The 23,687-nt window shown below is 57.2% G+C and carries 19 protein-coding genes; 13 read left to right on the forward strand and 6 right to left on the reverse strand.

The features are described 5' to 3' along the window. The first annotated feature begins 79 nt into the window (after positions 1-79). The 3 genes from ptsP to gldA are packed head-to-tail and all read left to right on the forward strand — an operon-like array spanning position 80 to position 4,374. Positions 80-2,581: a phosphoenolpyruvate--protein phosphotransferase gene (ptsP, locus tag UTM25_RS11735; RefSeq protein ID WP_194401818.1), complete on the forward strand. Its 2,502-nt coding sequence runs from the start codon at positions 80-82 to the stop codon at positions 2,579-2,581. A gap of 14 nt (positions 2,582-2,595) precedes the next feature. Further along, the gene (fsa, locus tag UTM25_RS11740) at positions 2,596-3,258 is read left to right on the forward strand and encodes a fructose-6-phosphate aldolase (RefSeq protein WP_194401817.1); all 663 of its coding nucleotides are present in this window, start codon (positions 2,596-2,598) and stop codon (positions 3,256-3,258) included. Positions 3,259-3,270: 12 nt separating this feature from the next. Next, positions 3,271-4,374, forward strand: a complete 1,104-nt coding sequence (gene gldA, locus UTM25_RS11745; RefSeq protein WP_194401816.1) for a bifunctional L-1,2-propanediol dehydrogenase/glycerol dehydrogenase — start codon at positions 3,271-3,273, stop codon at positions 4,372-4,374. 83 nt (positions 4,375-4,457) lie between these two features. Here gldA and katG read toward each other — a convergent pair whose 3' ends face one another. The 4 genes from katG to metB form a co-directional block, all read right to left on the reverse strand. After that, positions 4,458-6,638 (reverse strand): catalase/peroxidase HPI, encoded by a 2,181-nt coding sequence (gene katG, locus UTM25_RS11750; protein ID WP_194401815.1) that lies wholly within the window; start codon positions 6,636-6,638, stop codon positions 4,458-4,460. A 147-nt stretch (positions 6,639-6,785) separates the two neighbouring features. Next, positions 6,786-7,673, reverse strand: a complete 888-nt coding sequence (gene metF, locus UTM25_RS11755) for a methylenetetrahydrofolate reductase (protein WP_023309676.1) — start codon at positions 7,671-7,673, stop codon at positions 6,786-6,788. A gap of 226 nt (positions 7,674-7,899) precedes the next feature. Then, entirely contained in the window at positions 7,900-10,332 is a 2,433-nt protein-coding gene (locus UTM25_RS11760; RefSeq protein ID WP_029739191.1) for a bifunctional aspartate kinase/homoserine dehydrogenase II, read from the reverse strand. 2 nt (positions 10,333-10,334) lie between these two features. Beyond that, on the reverse strand, positions 10,335-11,495 hold the full coding sequence (metB, locus tag UTM25_RS11765) for a cystathionine gamma-synthase (protein ID WP_033146933.1): 1,161 nt from the start codon (positions 11,493-11,495) through the stop codon (positions 10,335-10,337). Positions 11,496-11,771: 276 nt separating this feature from the next. On the opposite strand from metB, the gene metJ reads away from it, so the two are divergent. Continuing rightward, positions 11,772-12,089 carry a met regulon transcriptional regulator MetJ gene (gene metJ / locus UTM25_RS11770; RefSeq protein ID WP_007369220.1) on the forward strand — a complete coding sequence of 106 codons (318 nt, stop codon included), beginning with the start codon at positions 11,772-11,774 and terminating at the stop codon, positions 12,087-12,089. Positions 12,090-12,137: 48 nt separating this feature from the next. On the opposite strand, the gene rpmE is transcribed toward metJ, so the two are convergent. Then, positions 12,138-12,350: a 50S ribosomal protein L31 gene (rpmE, locus tag UTM25_RS11775; protein ID WP_003862040.1), complete on the reverse strand. Its 213-nt coding sequence runs from the start codon at positions 12,348-12,350 to the stop codon at positions 12,138-12,140. Positions 12,351-12,550: 200 nt separating this feature from the next. Here rpmE and priA point away from each other — a divergent pair, with 200 nt between their 5' ends. From priA to rraA, 7 genes are all read left to right on the forward strand, one after another. After that, entirely contained in the window at positions 12,551-14,746 is a 2,196-nt protein-coding gene (gene priA, locus UTM25_RS11780) for a primosomal protein N' (protein ID WP_320714798.1), read from the forward strand. A gap of 119 nt (positions 14,747-14,865) precedes the next feature. Further along, entirely contained in the window at positions 14,866-15,891 is a 1,026-nt protein-coding gene (gene cytR / locus UTM25_RS11785; protein WP_023309683.1) for a DNA-binding transcriptional regulator CytR, read from the forward strand. Positions 15,892-15,984: 93 nt separating this feature from the next. After that, positions 15,985-16,977 carry a cell division protein FtsN gene (gene ftsN, locus UTM25_RS11790; protein ID WP_088544999.1) on the forward strand — a complete coding sequence of 331 codons (993 nt, stop codon included), beginning with the start codon at positions 15,985-15,987 and terminating at the stop codon, positions 16,975-16,977. A 94-nt stretch (positions 16,978-17,071) separates the two neighbouring features. Then, on the forward strand, positions 17,072-17,602 hold the full coding sequence (gene hslV, locus UTM25_RS11795) for an ATP-dependent protease subunit HslV (RefSeq protein ID WP_008501802.1): 531 nt from the start codon (positions 17,072-17,074) through the stop codon (positions 17,600-17,602). Between the two features lie 9 nt (positions 17,603-17,611). Next, positions 17,612-18,946, forward strand: coding sequence for an HslU--HslV peptidase ATPase subunit (hslU, locus tag UTM25_RS11800; RefSeq protein WP_023309685.1), 1,335 nt, complete (start codon positions 17,612-17,614; stop codon positions 18,944-18,946). Positions 18,947-19,014: 68 nt separating this feature from the next. After that, a complete protein-coding gene (menA, locus tag UTM25_RS11805) occupies positions 19,015-19,935 on the forward strand; it encodes a 1,4-dihydroxy-2-naphthoate polyprenyltransferase (RefSeq protein WP_194401813.1) in 921 nt (306 codons plus the stop codon). A 92-nt stretch (positions 19,936-20,027) separates the two neighbouring features. Then, positions 20,028-20,513, forward strand: coding sequence for a ribonuclease E activity regulator RraA (gene rraA, locus UTM25_RS11810; protein ID WP_194401812.1), 486 nt, complete (start codon positions 20,028-20,030; stop codon positions 20,511-20,513). 78 nt (positions 20,514-20,591) lie between these two features. Here the strand turns inward: rraA and zapB are convergent, their stop codons facing one another. Further along, entirely contained in the window at positions 20,592-20,831 is a 240-nt protein-coding gene (gene zapB / locus UTM25_RS11815; RefSeq protein ID WP_010436935.1) for a septal ring assembly protein ZapB, read from the reverse strand. Between the two features lie 399 nt (positions 20,832-21,230). On the opposite strand from zapB, the gene UTM25_RS11820 reads away from it, so the two are divergent. After that, complete coding sequence (locus tag UTM25_RS11820; RefSeq protein ID WP_014885705.1) at positions 21,231-22,076, forward strand: MIP/aquaporin family protein; 846 nt, start codon at positions 21,231-21,233, stop codon at positions 22,074-22,076. 21 nt (positions 22,077-22,097) lie between these two features. After that, positions 22,098-23,606, forward strand: coding sequence for a glycerol kinase GlpK (gene glpK / locus UTM25_RS11825; RefSeq protein ID WP_023309688.1), 1,509 nt, complete (start codon positions 22,098-22,100; stop codon positions 23,604-23,606). Positions 23,607-23,687 lie beyond the last annotated feature (81 nt).

Consider the following 23,687-nt stretch of genomic DNA (forward strand, 5'->3'; position numbering starts at 1 on the left):
AGATTTGTCACATGGCGCGCGCCATCAACACACTCGTATGCTGTTCCCCAATGAATGAAGATTGGTTTCAGGAGTGTGTATGGCTCTGGTAGTGGAATTTACCTGTGAATTACCCAACGGGGTTCACGCGCGTCCGGCAAGTCATGTGGAGACGCTGTGCAATACGTTTATCTCACAGATCGAGTGGCATAACCTGCGCACTGACCGAAAAGGAAATGCCAAGAGCGCACTGGCACTTATTGGCACCGACACGCTGGCAGGCGACGCCTGTCGTCTGGTGATCCACGGTGAAGATGAGCAGAGCGCCCATCAACAGCTGGAACAATGGCTCCGGGAAGAGTTTCCACACTGCGACGCGCCGCTCGCAGAAGCCATCAATATTGAGCGCGATCCGCTGCCAGAATCCCTCACGCGCCTTAATCCAACGCTTTTCCGCGCCCTGCCCGTTTGCAGCGGCAGCGCCCGGGGCGTGTTAACCTTGCTGACCTCGCTGGATCTCAATGCACTGACGGATTTACCCGACGCGAAAAACGTGGAAGAAGAGCAGTCAGCGCTGGATAAAGGCCTCACCCTGCTGGTGAAAAACATTGAGCTGCGCGCGCTGGACAGCGACAGCACCGCCAGCGCCATTCTTGAGGCACATCGATCGCTGGCGACAGATACCGCTTTACGCCAGCATCTGCTTGCGGGCGTGAGTCAGGGGCTAAGCTGCGCGCAAGCGACAATCGCCACAGCTAACCATTTCTGCGATACGTTCTCTCGTTCCAGCAGCAGCTATCTGCAGGAACGCGTGCTGGATGTGCGCGATGTTTGCTATCAGCTGCTGCAGCAAATCTACGGTGAACAGCGCTTCCCCGCGCCGGGCCAGCTGACGCAGCCGACCGTTTGTCTGGCGGATGATCTTACGCCCGGCCAGTTCCTGGAGCTCGATAAAACCTTGCTTAAGGGGCTGCTGTTAAAAAGCGGTGGAACAACCTCGCACACCGTTATTCTTGCACGTTCCTTTAATATTCCGACGCTGGTTGGCGTCGACAGTGAAAGCCTGCTGCAGTGGCGCAATAAACCCGTATTTATTGATGGCAATGCCGGTGCGGTCGTGGTCAACGCCAGCGATGCGGTGGCACGCTACTACCGCCAGGAAGCACGGGTACATCAGGCACTACGCGAGCAGCAGCGCATCTGGCTCGATCGGGAAGCCAGAACTGCCGATGACCTGCGCATTGAGATCGCCGCAAACATCGCCCACGCGGTGGAAGCGCAGGCAGCATTCGGGAACGGCGCCGAGGGCGTTGGCCTGTTTCGTACCGAAATGCTGTATATGGAGCGTACCAGCGCGCCCGGTGAAAACGAGCTGTACTACATTTTCTGCCAGGCGCTGGAAAGCGCAAACGGGCGCAGCATTATCGTGCGCACCATGGATATCGGCGGCGATAAACCGGTGGCGTATCTGAATATCCCGGCCGAAAACAACCCGTTCCTCGGCTACCGTGCCGTACGTATTTACGAAGAGTATGCAGCGCTTTTCACCACCCAGCTTCGGGCGATCCTGCGCGCCTCTGCTCACGGCAGCCTGAAGATCATGATCCCGATGATCTCTTCTATGGAAGAGATCCTGTGGGTGAAAGAGAAACTTGTAGAAGCGAAACAGCAGCTCCGGGCTGAACACATTCCGTTCGATGAAAAAATTCCGCTCGGCATCATGCTGGAAGTACCTTCGGTGATGTTCATCATCGATCAGTGCTGCGAAGAAATTGATTTCTTTAGCATTGGCAGCAATGACCTGACGCAGTATCTACTGGCCGTCGACCGCGACAACGCCAAAGTCACACGCCACTACAACAGCCTGAACCCGGCCTTCCTGAGGGCGCTGGATTATGCGGTACAGGCCGTCCATCGCCAGGGGAAATGGATTGGCCTGTGCGGAGAGCTGGGCGCAAAAGGTTCAGTGCTGCCGTTGCTGGTGGGTCTGGGACTGGACGAGCTGAGCATGGGGTCGCCCGCTATTCCGGCAACCAAAGCGCGCCTGGCACAGCTTGATAGCCGCGCCTGCCGCCAGCTGCTGAACCAGGCCATGGCGTGTCGCACTTCGCTTGAAGTGGAACACCTGCTGGCGCAGTTCCGCATGAATCAGCAGGACACGCCGCTGGTCACACCTCGCTGCATTTCGCTGGACAATGACTGGAACAGCAAAGAAGAGGTCATGAAAGGTATGACCGATAACCTGCTGCTTGCCGGACGTTGCCGCTACCCCCGCAAGCTGGAGGCCGACCTGTGGGCGCGCGAGGCCGTCTTCTCCACCGGGCTCGGCTTTAGCTTTGCTATCCCGCACAGCAAGTCTGAGCATATTGAGCAATCCACCATCAGCGTTGCGCGCCTGAAATCCCCCGTCATGTGGGGAGATGAAGAAGCACAGTTCATCATCATGCTTACGCTGAACAAACACGCCGCAGGCGATCAGCATATGCGTATTTTCTCCCGCCTGGCCCGCCGTATCATGCATGACGATTTCCGCAGCGCGCTGGTCAACGCCAGCTCAGAAAAGGCCATCGCCTCCCTGCTGCAACACGAATTAGAACTCTGAAACGAGGAAGAGTAATGGAACTGTACCTGGATACCGCCAACGTGACGGAAGTTGAACGCCTGGCGCGCGTCCTCCCCATTGCGGGCGTCACCACCAACCCGAGCATCGTTGCCGCCAGCCGCGAATCCATCTGGGACGTGCTGCCGCGTCTGCAAAAAGCCATTGGACCAGAAGGCACGCTGTTTGCCCAAACCATGAGCCGCGATGCCGAAGGCATGGTGGCGGAGGCCAAACGTCTGAGTAACGCCATCCCGGACATTGTGGTGAAAATCCCGGTAACCGCTCAGGGGCTTATCGCAATCAAAGCGCTGAAAAAAGAGGGGATTACCACGCTGGGAACCGCCGTTTATAGCGCCGCTCAAGGTTTGCTCGCCGCGCTGGCGGGAGCGAAATATGTCGCTCCCTATGTAAACCGCGTTGATGCTCAGGGCGGTGATGGAATTCGCATGGTCCAGGAGCTGCAATCCCTGCTGGAAATGCACGCGCCGGAAAGCAGGGTGCTGGCCGCCAGCTTCAAAACGCCGCGCCAGGCGCTGGACTGCCTGCTCGCCGGATGTGAAGCAATCACGCTTCCCTTAGACGTAGCGCAACAAATGCTCGGCACGCCAGCGGTAGAGTCAGCCATAGAGAAGTTCGAGCAGGACTGGAAAAACGCGTTTGGTAACCTCAACCTCTAAGGGAGAACTGTTATGGACCGTATCATTCAATCGCCGGGAAAATATATCCAGGGCGCTGATGTGCTTACCCGTCTCGGCGACTATCTGAAGCCTCTGGCCAACCGCTGGCTGGTTGTCGGCGATAAATTTGTGCTGGGTTTTGCCGAAGAGACCCTGCGTCAGAGTTTTAAAAAAGCCGAGCTGCATGCCGAAATCGCGCCGTTTGGCGGCGAATGTTCACAAAATGAAATCGATCGACTGAAAAAACTGGCCGACAGCGCCGACTGTCTGGCGGTGCTGGGTATCGGCGGCGGTAAAACGCTGGATACCGCCAAAGCGCTGGCCCATTTTATGGATGTGCCGGTCGCTATTGCGCCAACAATCGCCTCTACCGATGCGCCGTGCAGCGCCCTTTCCGTCATTTACACCGACAGCGGTGAGTTCGATCGCTACCTGATGCTGCCGCACAACCCGAACATGGTTATCGTCGATACCAAAGTGGTAGCGGGTGCGCCGGCACGTCTGCTTGCCGCCGGGATTGGCGATGCGCTGGCGACGTGGTTTGAAGCACGCGCCTGCTCGCGCAGCGGCGCGACCACCATGGCGGGCGGCAAATGTACGCAGGCAGCACTCGCGCTGGCCGAGCTGTGCTACAACACGCTGATTGAAGAGGGTGAAAAGGCCATGCTGGCAGCAGAACAGCATGTGGTGACGCCTGCTCTTGAACGCATTATCGAAGCCAATACCTATCTCAGCGGCGTAGGCTTTGAAAGCGGCGGGCTGGCGGCGGCACACGCTATTCATAACGGAATGACGGCGGTACCGGACGCGCACCACTTCTATCACGGTGAAAAAGTGGCGTTTGGTACGCTGACGCAGCTGGTACTGGAAAACGCGCCGGTAGAAGAAATAGAGACCGTCGCGGCGCTTTGTCACAGCGTTGGGCTGCCGATCACGCTGGCGCAGCTGAACATCAAAGAGGATATTCCGTCCAAAATGCGTCTGATCGCCGAAGCCTCCTGTGCCAAAGGGGAAACCATTCACAACATGCCCGGCGGCGTAACGCCGGATCAGGTGTATGCCGCGCTGCTGGTGGCTGACCAGTATGGGCAGCGGTTCCTGCAGGAGTGGGAGTAAATAGCGTGAATAAAAATCCCCGCATCAGCGGGGATTTTTTTACCCGTAGGCCGGATAAGCGTTAGCGCCACCAGGCACTACGGTTACTGCAGATCAAACCGGTCCAGATCCATCACCTTCGCCCATGCGGCAACGAAGTCGCGGACGAACTTCTCATGCGCATCATCGCTGGCGTAAACCTCTGCCAGCGCGCGCAGGACGGCGTTAGAACCGAAGACCAGGTCGGCGCGGGTAGCGGTATATTTCACTTCACCGCTGGCGCGATCGCTTCCGGCAAACAGCTCATTAGATTCGTCTGTCGCCTTCCACTGCGTGTTCATGTCCAGCAGATTCACGAAGAAATCGTTGCTCAGCACGCCCTCGCGGACGGTGAACACGCCATTCTTGCTGCCATCAAAGTTTGCACCCAGCACGCGCAGGCCACCGATCAGCACCGTCAGCTCAGGCGCGGTCAGCGTCAGCTGCTGGGCTTTATCAATCAGCAGTGACTCCGTCGTGGACACATCCACCTGCGCACGGTAGTTGCGGAAGCCGTCGGCAATCGGTTCGAGCAGGTTAAACATCTCGATATCCGTCTGATCCTGACGCGCATCGACGCGGCCCGGCGTGAACGGAACGTTGACGTAAACGCCTGCCGCTTTCGCCGCCTGCTCAACACCCACCACGCCCGCCAGCACGATAATATCCGCCAGAGAGGCTTTGTTGGTGGTGCGCTGGATAGCTTCCAGAGCCGGCAACGCGCGAACCGCTGCGGCGTTCACATCCCAGTCGCGCTGAGGGGCCAGCGCCAGACGCGCGCCGTTGGCGCCACCACGCTTGTCGCCGCCGCGGAAGGTTGAAGCTGACGCCCAGGCAACGGAGATCAGTTCGCTCACGGAGAGGCCAGATGCAGCGATTTCCACCTTCAGGCTTTCAATGTCTTCTTTCGATGGATTGAACACCGCCTGCGGCAGCGGGTCCTGCCAGATCAGATCTTCTTTCGGCACTTCCGGGCCAAGGTAACGGGATTTTGGCCCCATATCGCGGTGCGTCAGCTTGTACCACGCGCGCGCGAAGGCTTCGTTGAAGGCCTGCGGATCGTTCAGGAAGCGGCGGGAAATTTTCTCGAATTCCGGATCAAAACGCAGCGTCAGGTCGGTGACCAGCATAGTAGGTTTGCGTTTTTTCGACGGGTCGAACGGATCGGGCATGATTTCCGGCGCATCCACGGCTTCAAACTGAATCGCACCCGCCGGGCTGCGGGTCTGCACCCATTCGTATTTGAACAGGTTCTCGAAGAAATAGTTGCTCCACTGGGTCGGGGTTTGCGACCAGATGACTTCCAGACCGGAGGTAATGGCATCTGCGCCAACGCCCGTGCCGTGCGTGCTGGCCCAGCCCAGGCCCTGCGCTTCAATCGGCGAGGCTTCCGGGTCGGTCCCGACGTGCGTGGCTTCACCCGCGCCGTGGGTTTTGCCGAGGGTGTGGCCGCCCGCGATCAGCGCAACGGTCTCTTCGTCGTTCATCCCCATGTTGCCGAAGGTCGCGCGAATTGCCGCCGCAGCAGACAACGGTTCACCGCTGGCGTTTGGCCCTTCCGGGTTAACGTAGATTAGGCCCATTTCGGTGGCGGCCAGAGGACGCTTGGCCAGCGCCTCCGGGTCACGGTGGGTCAGCCAGGCTTTTTCATCACCCCAGTTCACGTCCAGGTCTGGTTCCCAGACGTCTTCACGCCCGGCACCAAAACCAAACGTACGGAAGCCGGAGTTCTCCAGCGCCACGTTACCCGCGAGGATAAACAGGTCGGCCCAGGAAATTTTTTGTCCGTATTTTTGCTTGATTGGCCACAGCAGACGGCGCGCCTTATCCAGGCTCACGTTATCCGGCCAGGAGTTCAGCGGCGCAAAGCGCTGTTGACCGCGTCCGGCACCGCCGCGTCCGTCAACGGAGCGATAGGTACCCGCGCCGTGCCAGGCCATACGGATAAACAGGCCCGCATAGCTGCCCCAGTCGGCAGGCCACCACGGTTGAGAGTCGGTTAAAAGGGCTTTGAGGTCGCCTTTAAGGGCGGAGTAATCAAGTTTGCTGAATTCTTTGCGGTAGTCGAAGTCTTCACCCAGCGGGTTCGAACGATTGGAATGTTGGTTAAGAAGATCGATGCGGAGTTGTTTTGGCCACCAGTCGCGGCTGCCTGTACCTGCCCCCGCGCTGTGATCGACGCCGCCCTGGTGGAACGGGCATTTGCCGACCGATGCCGCTTTATTGGTCTCGTCTGACGTGCTCATCGCTATGCTCCCTTTTACAGTGTTACCGTTACGATATACACCACTAGCAATAAGTTATAGTTGAATTAATCCACAGATTCGATAGCTAATACCTTTTAACTATTCGCGTGACAAAAAAACCCTCGTAAAATGAGGGCTTTGTGCTTATTACGCCGGACGAACGCCCAGCGTATGGCAAATGGCGTAGCTCATCTCCGCGCGGTTCAGCGTATAGAAGTGGAAATCTTTCACTCCTTCACGGCTTAAAATTTTCACCATGTCCATCGCGATATTGGCCCCCACCAGCTTGCGGGTTTCCGGGTCATCGTCCAGCCCTTCGTACATTTTGGACATCCACAGCGGAATGCGAACATTGGTCATATCAGCGAATTTCTTAGCCTGTTTGAAGTTTGAGACCGGCAGAATACCCGGGATAATTTCAACGTCGATGCCCGCGGAGACGCAGCGGTCACGGAAACGCAGGTAGCTTTCCACATCAAAAAAGAACTGGGTAATGGCGCGGTTCGCGCCGGCGTCCACTTTACGCTTGAGGTTCAGCAGATCGGCCTGGGCGCTTTTCGCTTCCGGATGCACCTCAGGATAAGCGGCAACGGAGATATCAAAGTCGGCCACGTCTTTCAGCAGCGCGACCAGATCGGCGGCATACATGTCCGGCTTACCGCTGCCCGGCGGCAGGTCACCGCGCAGAGCGACGATATGACGAATGCCGTTATTCCAGTAATCCTGGGCGATGGCCCGTAACTCGTCGCGGGTCGCGTCGATACAGGTGAGATGCGGCGCCGCTTCCAGACCGGTACGATCTTTAATGCCTTTAATGATGCTGTGCGTACGGTCACGCTCGCCGGAGTTAGCACCGTAAGTCACGGAGACGAACTTCGGCTTCAGGCTGCTAAGACGATCGATAGAGCTCCACAGGGTTTGCTCCATTTCACTGGTGCGAGGCGGGAAAAATTCAAAAGAGACGTTAATCTGGCCGTTTACTTCGGCCAGGCTCTGATTCAGTGCTTCCCGCTGGTTGGCGTGAAAAAAGCTCATACCTTACCTCTATCAATCGCATGTCGTTATTTGTTGTGTTGTGAACTTCTATACGTTTAGACGTCCAGATGTAAAAATGACGGAAAAGCGGAGGGACGTCAACATAAATAATCAACAATAACGGTGAGGTTTGCTCAGGGAATATGAGGGAAATTCAGGATGAGGGTGAGTGCGGTCTGATGCCCTCACCCTAACCCTCTCCCACAGGGAGAGGGAAATTCAGGCTTTACAGCAGCTTAGCCAGACGGTTGATGTCGGACTGAATGGCTCCAGCGGTGACATCGCGCCCCGCGCCCGGACCACGGATCACCAGCGGGTTATCGCGATACCAGCGGCTTTCGATGGCGAAGACGTTATCGCACGGCAGCAGCGCCGCCAGCGGATGTTCAGGACGCACTGCCTCGACGCCGACTCGCGCTTTTCCGTTGGCCTCGAAACGCGCCACATAGCGCAGTACCAGCCCCATCTCGTTCGCCGCTTCCAGACGCTGTACCATCTGCTCGTTAAGCTCTTCACCATTTTCAAAGAAATGATCCACAGAACCTTCTTCACAGCCGGCAGGCACCAGCGATTCGACGCGTACGGCATCCGGTTCGATGTCGTAACCGGCTTCACGCGCCAGGATCACCAGCTTACGCATCACGTCTTTGCCGGAAAGGTCAACGCGCGGATCGGGCTCGGTTAAGCCCTGCTGCCACGCCTGATCCACCAGGTCGGTGAACGGTACGGTGCCGTCGAACTGCAGGAAAAGCCAGGAGAGCGTGCCGGAGAAGATACCGCTCAGCGCCAGAATGCTGTCGCCGCTTTCAATCAGGTCACGCACGGTGTGGTTAACCGGCAGGCCAGCCCCAACGGTGGCGTTATAAAGCCAGTGGCGCCCCGTTTTTTCAAACGCGTCGTGGATCTGGCGGTATTTATCGGTGCTGCTCGCCCCCGCCAGCTTGTTCGCACTAATAACGTGGAAACCGTGGCTGGCGAAATCCAGATACTGATCCGCAAGCTGTTCGCTGGCGGTAACGTCCAGGACCACCAGATCGTCATACGGGTGCGCGCGCATCCACAGGAACAGCGACTCTTCATCCTGCTCTACGGCTTCATCATTAAAGAAGGCAAGCGCGCGGCTGGCGTCCAGCCCTTCGTAGTTCAGCAGGCTGCGGCGGCTGTCCACCACGCCCGCAAGAATGAATTCGAATCCGGTACGCGCCGAGAGCGTCACCTGTTCGCGGGCAAACAGCTCCAGCCAGCGGGAGCCGATGTTGCCTTTCCCGAACAGCACCAGACCGATGCGCTTTTCCGCGCGGAACAGGGAGGTGTGCAGGCCCTGAATCAGGCTCTCGGTTGGCCCTTTACGCAGGACGGCGACCAGGCTAATGCCCTCCTCCGACTGCCAGGTGAACTCCACCGGCTGGCCTTTCAGCTGCTGCCAGAAGCGGTGGCAGTGCAGCGGGTTACGGGTGACGCCCGCGCCCACCATCGCCACCAGCGCCAGCCCCTGACGCAGGCGAAGCTCGCCCGGCAGGCCCGCTTCATCCAAAATTTTTAGCGCGCTGTCCGCCACTTCAGCGGTGTAGCAGAACTGCAGCAGTTGACGATCGTTATGCACGCCAACGGCCAACGGACGCACCTGGGCGCGTTTCAGGATCGTGTCGATATCTTTATGCGCCAGCTTGAAGTCCTGGCCCGCTGGCACCTGGAACTCAATCAGGCAGATGTCGTCGTGGCTGGTGACAATACGCGCCCCGGTACCGGACGCCAGCACGCGCTCAATGCGCGTGGAGCCTTGATCCGGGGTGTAACTGCAGCGCAGCTGGAGGTCGATATCGCTGCCGGAAACCGGCTGCAGCGTGCGCGCATGCAGTACCGGCGCAGCCAGACGCGCCAGCTCGCTGGCTTCGTCGAGACGCAGCAGCGGCAGCAGGCAGGCATCTTTTACTTTGCGCGGATCCGCGCTGTACACACCGGCCACGTCGCTCCAGATGGTGACGCGGGAGACGCCCGCCAGGGCACCAATCTGCGTTGCCGAGTAGTCCGAACCATTACGACCCAGCAGCACGGTTTCGCCCGCGTTGCTGCGGCTGATAAAGCCGGTGACGACAATACGTTTGCCCGGGTGCTGCACCAGCAGCTGTTGCAGCAGCGGGTAGGACAACCCTTCATCCACCTGCGGCTGCGCGGCGCGTTCGGCGCGCAGAAAATCACGCGCGTCGAGCCAGGCCGCTTCCACGCCCAGGTGCTGCAGCACGGCGGCCATCAGGCGCGCGGACCACACTTCACCGTGGCCCACCACTTCGGCATACACCGCGTCGGTAATTCCGCTGTCCAGCAGGGCAGCCAGACGCTCAAGGTCATGCGTGAAGGCGCCGATCAGCCCGTCCGCCACGTCCGCAGGCAGCAGGCCGGCAATCAGCTCGCTCTGGTAGCGGCGTAAGGACTGTTGTACCTGATGCGCAGAAAGGCGATCGGTCTGGCTCAGTTTCAGCCAGCTAATCAACTGGTTGGTGGTGCTGCCCGCCGCCGAGACAACCATCATGTCACCCGGCTGTGAATATTCCGTCATGATGCCTGCAACGCGCAGGTAACATTTCACATCAGCAAGACTACTACCACCAAACTTGTGCAGTTGACGACCCTTCGCCCCTGCCTGCGCTATCACACTCATGATTACCCCTTGGCTGCGATCCGGAAGGCATTTTCCAGATCGGCAATTAAATCTTCAGAATCTTCAATGCCGGTTGAGATACGCAGCAGCGTCTCAGAAATTCCGGCGGCGGCACGAGCTTCCGGTGCCATACCTGCGTGCGTCATGGTCGCGGCGTGGGAGATCAAGCTTTCAACCCCACCTAAGGATTCCGCCAGCGTAAACAATGACAGCCCGCTCAGGAAGCGACGCAGCGTTTGCTCGTCACCGTCCAGTTCAAAACTTAACATCGCGCCAAACCCTTTCTGCTGACGCGCGGCAATCTCGTGCCCCTGGTTTTCCGGCAGCGACGGGTGATAGAGCTTCTTCACCAGCGGTTGGGTTTTCAGGAAATCGACAATCGCCTGGGCATTGCGCTGCGCCACGTCCATGCGCGGCGATAGCGTGCGGATGCCGCGCAACAGCAGATAGCTGTCGAAGGCACCCGCGGTGACGCCAATATTATTAGCCCACCATGCCAGTTCGGTGACAACGTCGGGATCTTTAGCAATCACCACGCCCGCCACAACATCAGAATGGCCGTTCAGATATTTAGTGCATGAATGCAATACCAGATCGGCACCCAGTGCGAGTGGGTTCTGAAGGGCCGGACTGAGGAACGTATTATCCACTACACTTATCGCTCCCGCATCCCTTGCGAGCTGACAAATTTTCGCAATATCGACAACGCGCAACAATGGATTGCTTGGACTTTCCACCAGAACCAGCTTTGGTTTCTCTGCCAGAGCCTGTTTCAGCGCCTGTTCGTCGTTTTGATCGACAAACAGCACGCGATAGCAGCCGCGTTTCGCCAGGCTGTCAAACAGGCGATAGCTGCCGCCGTAGCAGTCGTGCGGCGCTACCAGAAGATCGCCCGGTTTCAGGAACACCGTAGTCACCAGGTGAATGGCGGACATCCCTGTATTGGTTAATACTGCACCTGCGCCACCTTCCAGCTCGGCCAGCGCGCGCTGGGTCACGTCACGCGTAGGGTTGCCACGACGCGAATAATCATGCGCGCGGGGTTCATTAAATCCGGTGAAATTATAGGTACTGGAAAGATGAATCGGCGGGACAACGCAGCCGTACTGCTCGTCATCATTTAATCCGCTACGCACTGCAATAGTGGCCTGTTTACGCGTCATGGTGAGGGCTTCCTGGCGAATGAGGTGAAAAGTCAGGCACCAGAGTAAACATTGAAAGTATGGACGTCAATACATCTGGACATCTAAACTTCTTTGCGTATAGATTGAGCAATGCGCAAATAGCCGTTAAAATTATATGCTTTAGTGCACGCTGCAGCGGCAATATCCGTGCCACGGTATCGTCTCTACGGTAAACTAGACAAGATTGCGGTTCAAAACGGGTGGTTACAGGTTTTGCACCTTTAAATAAATGACTGAGAGGATTAAAGGTATCTCATGGCTGAATGGAGCGGCGAATATATCAGCCCATACGCTGAGCACGGTAAGAAGAGTGAGCAAGTAAAGAAAATTACGGTTTCCATTCCTCTGAAGGTGTTGAAGATCCTCACCGATGAACGTACGCGTCGTCAGGTGAACAACCTGCGCCACGCGACCAACAGCGAACTGCTGTGCGAAGCGTTTCTGCATGCGTTTACCGGTCAACCGTTGCCGAACGATGAAGATCTGCGCAAAGAGCGCAGTGATGAAATCCCGGAAGAGGCGAAGGTGATCATGCGTGAACTGGGTATTGACCCGGATACGTGGGAATACTGAGAAGCGGATACAAAAAAGGCACCTTGCGGTGCCTTTTTTTCGGGAAACTTATTTAGCGCCCGGGATGCTGAAACGCTTGTTGAAGCGGTCAACACGGCCACCGGTTGCAACGTCACGCTGCTTACCAGTGTAGAACGGGTGGCATTTGCCGCACACGTCCAGGTTCAGATCGTGACCCACGGTAGAGCGGATCTGGATAGAGTTACCGCAAGAACAGTTTGCAGTAATCATTTCGTATTTCGGGTGAATATCTTTTTTCATGGGAGAACCTCAGTTAAGGCCGCGTCGCTCTTCCAGCCCTAACGCCAGACACCACGCGATGTTGATTGTAAGTTCTTTGGCGTAAAGTACACCAAAGGCGGCGAATCATACAGAATTTGACCAACGTATGCAAACTGATCCGCACGCCGCTTTTACTAATGTGTATACTAACGCGCCACTTTTCAAGTCAGGAAGATTCGATGCCCGTCGCTCACGTTGCCCTGCCCGTTCCGCTTCCCCGTACCTTTGACTATCTGCTGCCCGACAGCATGAGCGCCAAAGCGGGCTGCCGCGTGACCGTGCCGTTTGGCAAACAGCAGCGCGTGGGGATCGTTGTCTCCGTCAGCGATAAAAGCGAATTGCCGCTTAACGAACTGAAGTCGGTCGTTGAGGTGCTGGACAGCGAGCCGGTTTACTCCACCAGCACCTGGCGACTGCTGCTGTGGGCGGCGGATTATTATCATCACCCGATTGGCGACGTTCTGTTTCACGCCCTGCCGATCATGCTGCGCCAGGGCAAGAGCGCCAGCCATGCGCCAATGTGGTACTGGTTTGCTACCGAGCAGGGTCAGGCGGTGGACATCAACAGCCTGAAGCGATCGCAGAAACAGCAGCAGGCGCTGGCGGCGTTGCGTCAGGGAAAAATCTGGCGACATCAGGTCGAAGAGCTTGAGGTCAGCGAAACGGCGCTACAGGCCTTAAGAAAAAAAGGGCTAAGCGAACTGGCCAGCGAAGCCCCCGCTCTTTACGACTGGCGGGAGAGCTTCTCCGTTTCAGGGGATCGCCTGCGTTTGAATACCGAGCAGGCCACCGCCGTGGGCGCGATTCATAGCGCCTCCGATCATTTCTCTGCCTGGCTGCTGGCGGGGGTCACAGGTTCCGGCAAGACCGAAGTCTACCTGAGCGTGCTGGAAAACGTGCTCGCGCAGGGCAAACAGGCGCTGGTGATGGTGCCGGAAATTGGCCTGACGCCGCAAACCATCGCCCGATTCCGCGAGCGCTTTAACGCGCCGGTTGAGGTGCTGCACTCCGGCCTGAACGACAGCGAACGCCTCAGCGCCTGGCTGAAAGCGAAAAATGGCGAAGCGGCGATTGTGATCGGCACCCGCTCGTCGCTGTTTACGCCGTTTAAAAATCTTGGCGTTATCGTGATCGACGAAGAGCACGACAGCTCCTATAAACAGCAGGAAGGCTGGCGCTATCACGCCCGCGACCTGGCGGTTTATCGCGCGCACAGTGAGCAGATTCCTATTATTCTCGGCTCCGCCACGCCTGCGCTCGAAACGCTGCACAACGTGCGCCAGCGTAAATACCATATGCTGCGCCTGACGCGTCGCGCGGGGAATGCCCGTCCGGCCATTCAGCACGTGCTGGATCTGAAAGGCCAGCAGGTTCAGGCCGGGCTTGCGCCGGCATTGATTACCCGTATGCGCCAGCACCTGCAAGCGGGGAACCAGGTCATTCTGTTCCTTAACCGACGCGGTTTCGCGCCCGCGCTGCTGTGCCACGACTGCGGCTGGATTGCCGAGTGCCCGCGCTGCGACCACTACTACACCTTCCATCAGGCCCAGCGGCATTTGCGCTGCCACCACTGCGACAGCCAGCGCCCGGTGCCGCGCCAGTGCCCGTCGTGTGGCTCAACGCATATCGTGCCGGTCGGTCTGGGGACGGAACAGCTGGAACAGGCGCTTAGCCCCCTCTTCCCGGACGTGCCGATTTCTCGTATCGACCGGGACACCACCAGCCGCAAGGGCGCGCTGGAACAGCAGCTGGCGGAAGTGCATCGCGGCGGCGCACGCATTCTGATTGGCACGCAGATGCTGGCCAAAGGCCACCACTTCCCGGACGTCACGCTGGTTGCCCTGCTGGACGTAGACGGCGCGCTGTTCTCGGCAGATTTCCGCTCCGCCGAGCGCTTCGCCCAGCTTTATACCCAGGTGGCAGGGCGTGCCGGTCGCGCCGGTAAACAGGGCGAAGTGGTGCTGCAAACGCACCATCCTGAGCATCCGCTGCTGCAAACCCTGCTGCATAAAGGCTATGACGCCTTTGCCGAGCAGGCGCTGGCCGAACGCCAGACCATGCAGCTGCCACCGTGGACCAGCCACGTCATCATCCGCGCGGAAGATCACAACAACCAGCAGGCGCCGCTTTTCCTGCAGCAGCTGAGAAATCTCCTGCAGGCCAGCCCGCTGGTGGATAATCAGCTGTGGATCCTGGGCCCGGTGCCGGCACTCGCACCAAAGCGCGGCGGACGTTTCCGCTGGCAAATCTTACTTCAGCACCCCTCACGCGTTCGTCTGCAGCATATCGTCAGCGGCATGCTGGCGCTCATCAACACGCTGCCAGAAGCGCGAAAAGTGAAGTGGGTACTGGACGTCGATCCCATCGAAGGCTGAAGACGGATCGAAAAATTTAACGCTCCTCACACTTTTTATGAAAATTCTGTAACCGATTCCATTAACTATCTGTAAAAATGGTGATGTCAGAAGTTCGGTGTTCAGGCGAGGAGAAGACGTTGAAGTCCAGGAAAGAGGTTGCACCGGCGACCATGAAAGACGTTGCCCAGAAAGCACAAGTCTCTACGGCAACGGTATCCCGCGCATTAATGAACCCGGATAAAGTCTCCCAGGCGACCCGTAACCGGGTAGAGCAGGCTGCGCTTGAAGTGGGCTATTTCCCACAGGCAATGGGGCGTAACGTTAAACGCAATGAGTCGCGCACCATTCTGGTGATTGTGCCGGACATCTGTGACCCCTTCTTCAGCGAGATTATCCGCGGTATTGAAGTCACCGCAGCGGAACAGGGTTACCTGGTGCTGATTGGCGACTGTGCTCATCAGAACCAGCAGGAAAAAACCTTCATCGATCTCATTATCACCAAGCAGATCGACGGCATGCTGCTGCTTGGCTCTCGCCTGCCGTTTGATGCCAGCATTGAAGAGCAGCGTAATTTACCGCCGATGGTGATGGCGAACGAGTTTGCGCCGGAGCTGGAGCTTCCGACGGTCCACATTGATAACCTCACCGCCGCGTTCAACGCCGTAAACTATCTTCAGGAGCTGGGGCATAAGCGCATTGGCTGTATTGCCGGACCGGAAGAGATGCCGCTGTGTCACTATCGCTTACAGGGCTATGTGCAGGCGCTGCGCCGTACCGGCGTCACCGTCGATCCGCACTACATTGCGCGCGGTGACTTTACCTTCGCCGCGGGTGGACAAGCGCTGGAGAAACTTCTGGACCTGCCTGAACCGCCAACCGCCGTATTTTGTCACAGCGACGTGATGGCGCTGGGCGCATTATCGTACGCCAAACGCCGCGGCCTGCGGATACCGAAAGATTTATCGATCATCGGATTCGACAATATTTCGCTTTCAGAATTTTGCGATCCGCCGCTCTCAACGGTCGCTCAGCCGCGCTACCAAATCGGCCGCGAAGCGATGCTGCTTCTGCTGGATCAGCTTCACGGTCAAACAGTTAGCAGCGGCTCGCGGTTGCTGGACTGTGAACTGATTGTCCGCGGCACTACCCAGGCATTGACTTAAAGTAAACGTCTTTCGGATACCCTTATCTGGTCAAAGCCCCGCCGCTTAAGTAACATGGCGGACTGACGAACGAATAAATACAGCGAAACGATAGTGGCACAACGAGATTATGTACGTCGCGGCCAGCCGGCACCTTCGCGACGCAAAAAGAGTAGCTCAAGGAAAAAGCAACGTAACCTGCCTGCTGTCTCGCCAGCAATGGTCGCTATTGCTGCGGCTGTAGTCGTCGCCTTTATTGGTGGCCTGTACTTCATCACGCACCATAAAAAAGAAGAGTCTGAGGCGCTTCAGGCCAGTAAAGTTGCCGGAAATGGCCTTCCTCCGAAGCCTGAAGAGCGCTGGCGCTATATCAAAGAGCTGGAAAGCCGTCAGCCCGGGGTGCGTGCGCCAACCGAACCTTCTGCGGGTGGTGAAGTGCAGAATGCGAATCAGCTGACGGATGAACAGCGCCAGCTGCTGGCACAAATGCAGGCCGATATGCGCCAGCAGCCTACGCAGCTGAACGAAGTGCCTTGGAATGAGCAGACGCCGGCACAGCGCCAGCAAACGCTGCAGCGACGTCAGGCGCAACAGCAGATCCAGCAGCAGCAGCAGCAGTGGGCGCAAACCCAGCCGGTGCAGCAGCCGAAAGCACAGCCGCGGGTAACGGAACAGCCATACCAGCAGCAGACGCGTACGGCGCAGTCTCAGCCTGTCCAGCAGCAGCCGAAAACGCAGCCGCAGAAACAGGCGGCTCAGCCGTATCAGGATCTGCTCCAGACGCCAGCGCATACCACCGCGCAGCAGCCGAAAACGCAGCAGGCCGCGCCGGTGACCAAAGAGACCGAAGCGCCGAAGCAGACGGCAGAGAAAAAAGACGAGCGCCGCTGGATGGTACAGTGCGGTTCGTTCAAAGGCGCAGAGCAGGCGGAAACGGTGCGCGCGCAGCTGGCCTTTGAAGGGTTTGATTCGCGTATTACCACCAATAACGGCTGGAATCGCGTGGTGATTGGTCCGGTCAAAGGCAAAGAAAATGCCGATGGCACCATTTCGCGGTTGAAAATCGCCGGTCACACAAACTGCATTCGACTCGCCTCCGGGGGTTGAAACCCCCAAAATCCCCCCCATCTATCATTTAATTCAGCCCTGAGCACAGGCTCAGGGCTTCTGTTTCCCGATTCTGTAACCAGGGGGTCTGCTCGTGACAACAATAGTAAGTGTACGCCGTAACGGCCATGTGGTAATCGCCGGTGATGGCCAGGCCACGCTGGGTAATACCGTCATGAAAGGCAACGTGAAGAAAGTGCGCCGTCTCTACAACGACAAAGTGATCGCCGGTTTTGCAGGCGGCACGGCGGATGCCTTCACGCTGTTTGAACTGTTTGAACGCAAACTGGAAATGCACCAGGGTCATCTGGTGAAAGCTGCCGTTGAGCTGGCGAAAGACTGGCGTACTGACCGCATGCTGCGCAAGCTCGAAGCGCTGCTGGCCGTGGCCGATGAAACCGCCTCGCTGATCATCACCGGTAACGGTGACGTCATTCAGCCGGAAAATGATCTGATTGCCATCGGCTCTGGCGGCCCTTATGCCCAGGCTGCAGCCCGCGCGCTGTTGGAGAATACCGACATGAACGCGCGTGATATCGCGGTGAAGGCGTTGGATATTGCAGGTGATATCTGCATTTATACCAACCACAACCACACCATCGAAGAATTGACCTCCAAAGCGTAAGGATCTCCCATGTCTGAAATGACCCCACGCGAAATTGTCAGCGAACTGAACAAACACATTATCGGCCAGGATAACGCCAAGCGTTCCGTGGCTATTGCTCTGCGTAACCGCTGGCGTCGTATGCAGCTTGACGAAGAGCTGCGCCACGAAGTGACGCCAAAAAATATTCTGATGATCGGCCCGACCGGCGTCGGTAAAACCGAAATTGCCCGTCGTCTGGCGAAGCTGGCTAACGCGCCGTTCATCAAAGTTGAAGCCACCAAGTTCACCGAAGTGGGCTATGTGGGTAAAGAAGTGGACTCCATCATCCGCGATCTGACCGACTCGGCGATCAAGATGGTGCGCGTCCAGGCGATCGAGAAAAACCGCTACCGTGCAGAAGAGATGGCCGAAGAGCGCATTCTCGACGTGCTGATCCCACCGGCAAAAAACAACTGGGGCCAGGCAGAGCAGCAGGCGGAACCATCCGCGGCGCGCCAGGCATTCCGCAAAAAACTGCGTGAAGGCCAGCTGGACGACAAAGAGATTGAGATCGATCTCGCTGCCGCGCCAATGGGTGTGGAAATCATGGCGCCTCCGGGCATGGAAGAGATGACCAGCCAGCTGCAGTCCATGTTCCAGAACCTGGGCGGCCAGAAGCAGAAAGCGCGTAAGCTGAAAATCAAAGACGCGATGAAGCTGCTGATTGAAGAAGAAGCGGCGAAGCTGGTAAACCCGGAAGAGCTGAAGCAGGACGCTATCGACGCGGTTGAGCAGCACGGTATCGTGTTTATCGACGAAATCGACAAAATTTGTAAGCGCGGCGGCAACAGCTCCGGCCCGGACGTGTCCCGCGAAGGCGTTCAGCGCGACCTGCTGCCGCTGGTTGAAGGCTGCACCGTCTCCACCAAGCACGGCATGGTGAAAACGGACCACATCCTGTTTATCGCTTCAGGGGCGTTCCAGGTTGCCAGCCCGTCGGATCTGATCCCCGAACTGCAGGGGCGTCTGCCTATCCGCGTTGAGCTGCAGGCGCTGACCACCGAAGATTTCGAACGTATCCTGACCGAGCCAAACGCCTCTGCTACCGTGCAGTACAAAGCGCTGATGGCGACCGAAGGCGTGAACCTCGAGTTCACCGAAGACGGTATCAAGCGTATTGCCCAGGCCGCATGGCAGGTCAACGAAACCACCGAGAACATCGGCGCGCGTCGCCTGCATACCGTGCTGGAACGCCTGGTGGAAGATATCTCTTACGACGCGAGCGACCTTAACGGTCAAACCGTTACCATTGACGCAGAATATGTGAGTAAACATCTGGATGCGTTAGTGGCAGATGAAGATCTGAGCCGTTTTATCCTATAATCGCGGTTACTGGATTCTCATCACGTTTAATGGGGGCTAATGCCCCCATTTTTATTGGCTAAATACTTATGACTGACATCAGCCGTACTCAGGCGTGGCTCGAAAGTCTGCGCCCTAAAACGCTTCCTCTGGCCTTTGCCGCGATTATCGTCGGCACCGCCCTTGCCTGGTGGCAGGGGTATTTCGATCCGCTGGTCGCCGCGCTGGCATTGATTACCGCCGGCCTGCTGCAAATTCTCTCCAATCTCGCCAACGACTACGGCGACGCGGTAAAAGGCAGCGACAAGCCGGACCGCATAGGGCCACTACGCGGAATGCAGAAAGGGGTGATTACCCAGGCGCAGATGAAACGCGCGCTGATTATCACCGTAGTGCTGATCTGCATATCCGGCCTGGCGCTGGTGACGGTGGCGTCTAAGACCGCCAGCGATTTCATCGGCTTCCTGGTGCTGGGTTTACTGGCCATTATCGCGGCCATCACCTACACCGTCGGCACGCGTCCTTACGGTTATATTGGGCTCGGGGACATCTCCGTACTGGTGTTCTTCGGCTGGCTGAGCGTGATGGGAAGCTGGTACCTGCAGGCGCATACGGTGATCCCTGCCCTGTTCCTGCCCGCGACCGCCTGTGGTCTGCTGGCGACGGCGGTGCTCAACATCAACAACCTGCGCGACATCGATAGCGATCGGGAGAACGGCAAAAATACCCTGGCGGTTCGTCTGGGGCCGGTCAATGCGCGCCGCTATCACGCCTGCCTGCTCATTGGCGCGCTGGTTTGCCTGGCGCTGTTTAACCTGATTTCCTTGCAGAGCCTGTGGGGCTGGCTGTTTGTGCTTGCCGCGCCGCTGCTGATTAAGCAGGCCCGCTTTGTGATGCGTGAACTCAGCCCGTCCGCCATGCCGCCGATGCTGGAACGCACGGTAAAAGGCGCGTTGCTGACTAACCTGTTGTTCGTCATCGGGATTGTTTTAAGCCAGACGCTGCGTTAGCTGACAAATATCAATTAACAATTGATGATTTTGCCAACAACGCATTTCGCACGATATACTGAACACATTCGCAGCAACTGAGCGTTAAACCTATGAAATACGATACCTCCGAGCTTTGTGACATCTACCAGGAAGATGTCAACGTCGTTGAACCGCTGTTCTCCAACTTTGGTGGGAGGTCGTCGTTTGGCGGTCAAATCGTCACGGTGAAATGTTTCGAGGACAACGGGTTGCTGTACGATCTGCTCGAACAGAATGGCCGCGGCCGCGTTCTTGTGGTCGACGGCGGCGGTTCCGTGCGCCGTGCATTAATTGATGCTGAACTGGCCGGCATTGCCGTCCAGAATGAGTGGGAAGGCCTTGTGGTGTACGGTTCCGTACGTCAGGTCGACGATCTGGAAGACCTGGATATCGGGATTCAGGCCATCGCGGCCATACCGGTAGGGCCGGCGGGTGACGGCATCGGCGAAAGCGACGTGCGCGTCAATTTCGGCGGCGTGACCTTCTTCTCCGGGGACCATCTCTACGCCGATAATACCGGCATTATCCTGTCCGAAGACCCGCTGGATATCGAGTAGTAAAAAGTCAGCGAGAACCATAAAAAAACCGGGTAGCGGCGACGCCTACCCGGCTATTTCAGTTAAATTCCGACAGAATTAAACCTCTTCCATACGTCCCAGCAGCGCCTGCAGGCGATCCTGCCAGCCGTTCTGCTGTTCGCGCAGCTGGTTGTTTTCGCGCTCCAGTTCTTCGCGGCCGTGCTGAGCGTTCTGAACTTCCTGCGCCAGGCTGTTGTTCTTCTCTTTCAGCTCTTCAATTTCCATCTGCAGCAGGGTGATGGTGTCAATCGCCTGCTGTACTTTCGATTCCAGTTTCTCAAACACTTCTAAAGACATGATGCTACCTCTCCTGAATTGCAAGGCGACGCTTTAACATAAACGCGCACGACATATACCGTCGATTGTATGGAGCGCAGCGCCCTGTGTCCAGCGACACACCGCGCAGATCGCGGTTTGCAACATTTTTAGGTCTGGTCCTGGTGTGTTCGCGTCATATACCCCTAAATTGTTAACTGATTCGTTAATGAAATGATTCAGCTCACATTCCTGTACTGATGCAAAAATGTGCTTTATGGCGCGAAAGCGCTCATTTTATTGACACAGACCACACATTTTGATTTCGATATTTCTCGTTTTTGCTCGTTAACGATAAATTAACACTATGTCTACAGGGCATCGTGGCTGTCACGGGCGGCCATGCTAACAATAAACATCAATTTCTTCAGGATTCCGATTATGAGTCAGACATCAACCTTAAAAGGCCAGTGCATTGCCGAGTTCCTTGGTACCGGGTTGTTGATATTCTTCGGAGTGGGCTGTGTTGCTGCACTGAAAGTGGCGGGTGCCAGTTTTGGTCAGTGGGAAATCAGTATCATCTGGGGTCTGGGCGTGGCGATGGCCATCTACCTGACTGCAGGGGTTTCTGGTGCACATCTTAACCCGGCGGTGACAATCGCACTGTGGCTGTTCGCGTGCTTTGACGGACGCAAAGTTGTTCCTTTCATTCTTTCTCAGTTTGCCGGCGCGTTTTGCGCAGCGGCGTTAGTTTACGGGCTTTATTACAATCTTTTCATCGACTTCGAACAGACGCATCATATGGTACGCGGCAGCGTCGAAAGTCTGGATCTGGCAGGCATCTTCTCAACCTACCCTAACCCGCATATCAATTTTGTGCAGGCGTTCGCAGTTGAAATGGTGATTACCGCTATTCTGATGGGCGTTATCCTGGCACTGACCGACGACGGAAACGGCATTCCGCGCGGCCCGCTGGCACCCCTGCTGATTGGTTTACTGATTGCGGTGATTGGCGCATCCATGGGCCCGCTGACCGGCTTCGCGATGAACCCGGCACGTGATATCGGACCAAAAGCCTTCGCCTTTATCGCCGGCTGGGGCGACGTCGCCTTCACCGGTGGCAAAGATATTCCTTACTTCCTGGTACCGCTGTTTGCGCCGGTTGTCGGGGCTGCGCTGGGTGCATTTAGCTACCGCAAATTAATTGGTCGCCACTTACCGTGCGACACCTGTGTGGAAGAGGAGAAGGAAACGACTTCTACCGCACAACAAAAAGCTTCGCTGTAATCTGACTACGGGACACATACCATGACCGAAAAAAAATATATCGTTGCGCTCGACCAGGGCACTACCAGCTCCCGCGCTGTCGTAATGGATCATGACGCGAACATCGTCAGCGTGTCACAGCGCGAATTTGAGCAAATTTATCCTCGTCCAGGCTGGGTAGAACACGACCCGATGGAGATTTGGGCGTCACAAAGCTCCACGCTGGTCGAAGTGCTGGCGAAAGCCGATATCAGTTCCGACGAGATTGCCGCGATTGGTATTACCAACCAGCGTGAAACGACGATTGTCTGGGAACGCGAAACCGGTAAGCCCATTTACAACGCTATCGTCTGGCAGTGCCGCCGTACATCCGAGATCTGCGAACAGCTGAAGCGCGACGGTATGGAAGAGTACGTGCGCAGCGCCACCGGTCTGGTGGTTGACCCGTATTTCTCCGGCACCAAAGTGAAATGGATCCTCGACCACGTGGAAGGTTCACGTGAGCGTGCTAAACGCGGCGAACTGCTGTTCGGTACCGTCGATACCTGGCTTATCTGGAAGATGACCCAGGGACGCGTTCACGTCACCGACTACACCAACGCCTCGCGTACCATGCTGTTCAACATCAACACCCTGGAGTGGGATGACAAGATGCTGGACGCGCTGGACATTCCGCGCGCGATGCTGCCTGAAGTGCGTAAGTCTTCAGAAGTGTACGGTCAGACCAACATCGGCGGTAAAGGCGGCACCCGTATTCCTATCGCCGGTATCGCCGGTGACCAGCAGGCGGCGCTGTTCGGCCAGCTGTGCGTCAAGGAAGGGATGGCGAAGAACACCTACGGCACCGGCTGCTTTATGCTGATGAACACCGGCGAGAAGGCGGTGAAATCAGAAAACGGCCTGCTGACCACCATCGCCTGCGGTCCGCGCGGCGAAGTGAACTATGCGCTGGAAGGTGCGGTGTTCATGGCGGGTGCATCCATTCAGTGGCTGCGCGACGAAATGAAGCTGATCAGCGATGCGTTCGACTCCGAGTACTTCGCGACCAAAGTGAAAGACACCAACGGCGTGTACGTGGTGCCTGCGTTCACCGGTCTGGGCGCACCGTACTGGGACCCGTATGCACGCGGCGCAATTTTCGGCCTGACGCGCGGTGTGAACTCTAACCACATTATTCGCGCTACCCTGGAATCCATCGCCTACCAGACGCGCGACGTGCTGGAAGCGATGCAGGCTGACTCCGGCATTCGTCTGCACGCCCTGCGCGTGGACGGCGGTGCGGTAGCGAATAACTTCCTGATGCAGTTCCAGTCCGACATTCTCGGCACCCGCGTTGAGCGCCCTGAAGTGCGTGAAGTCACGGCGCTGGGCGCGGCGTACCTTGCCGGTCTGGCGGTAGGCTTCTGGCAGAACCTGGACGAGCTGCAGGAAAAAGCGGTTATCGAACGCGAATTCCGTCCGGGCATCGAAACCACCGAGCGTAACTTCCGCTACAGCGGCTGGAAAAAAGCGGTGAAACGCGCCCTGGCGTGGGAAGAGCACGAAGAGTAAGCCTCCCAAAGGGGAGAGGGGACTTAAACCCCCCCTCCCCACTCTGTGATAAACTTCGTGCAATTCCTTTTGATTGCACGA

Origin of the sequence: Enterobacter sp. 61D5 (genome assembly GCF_034107965.1) — a bacterium.
Taxonomy (GTDB): domain Bacteria; phylum Pseudomonadota; class Gammaproteobacteria; order Enterobacterales; family Enterobacteriaceae; genus Enterobacter; species Enterobacter cloacae_M.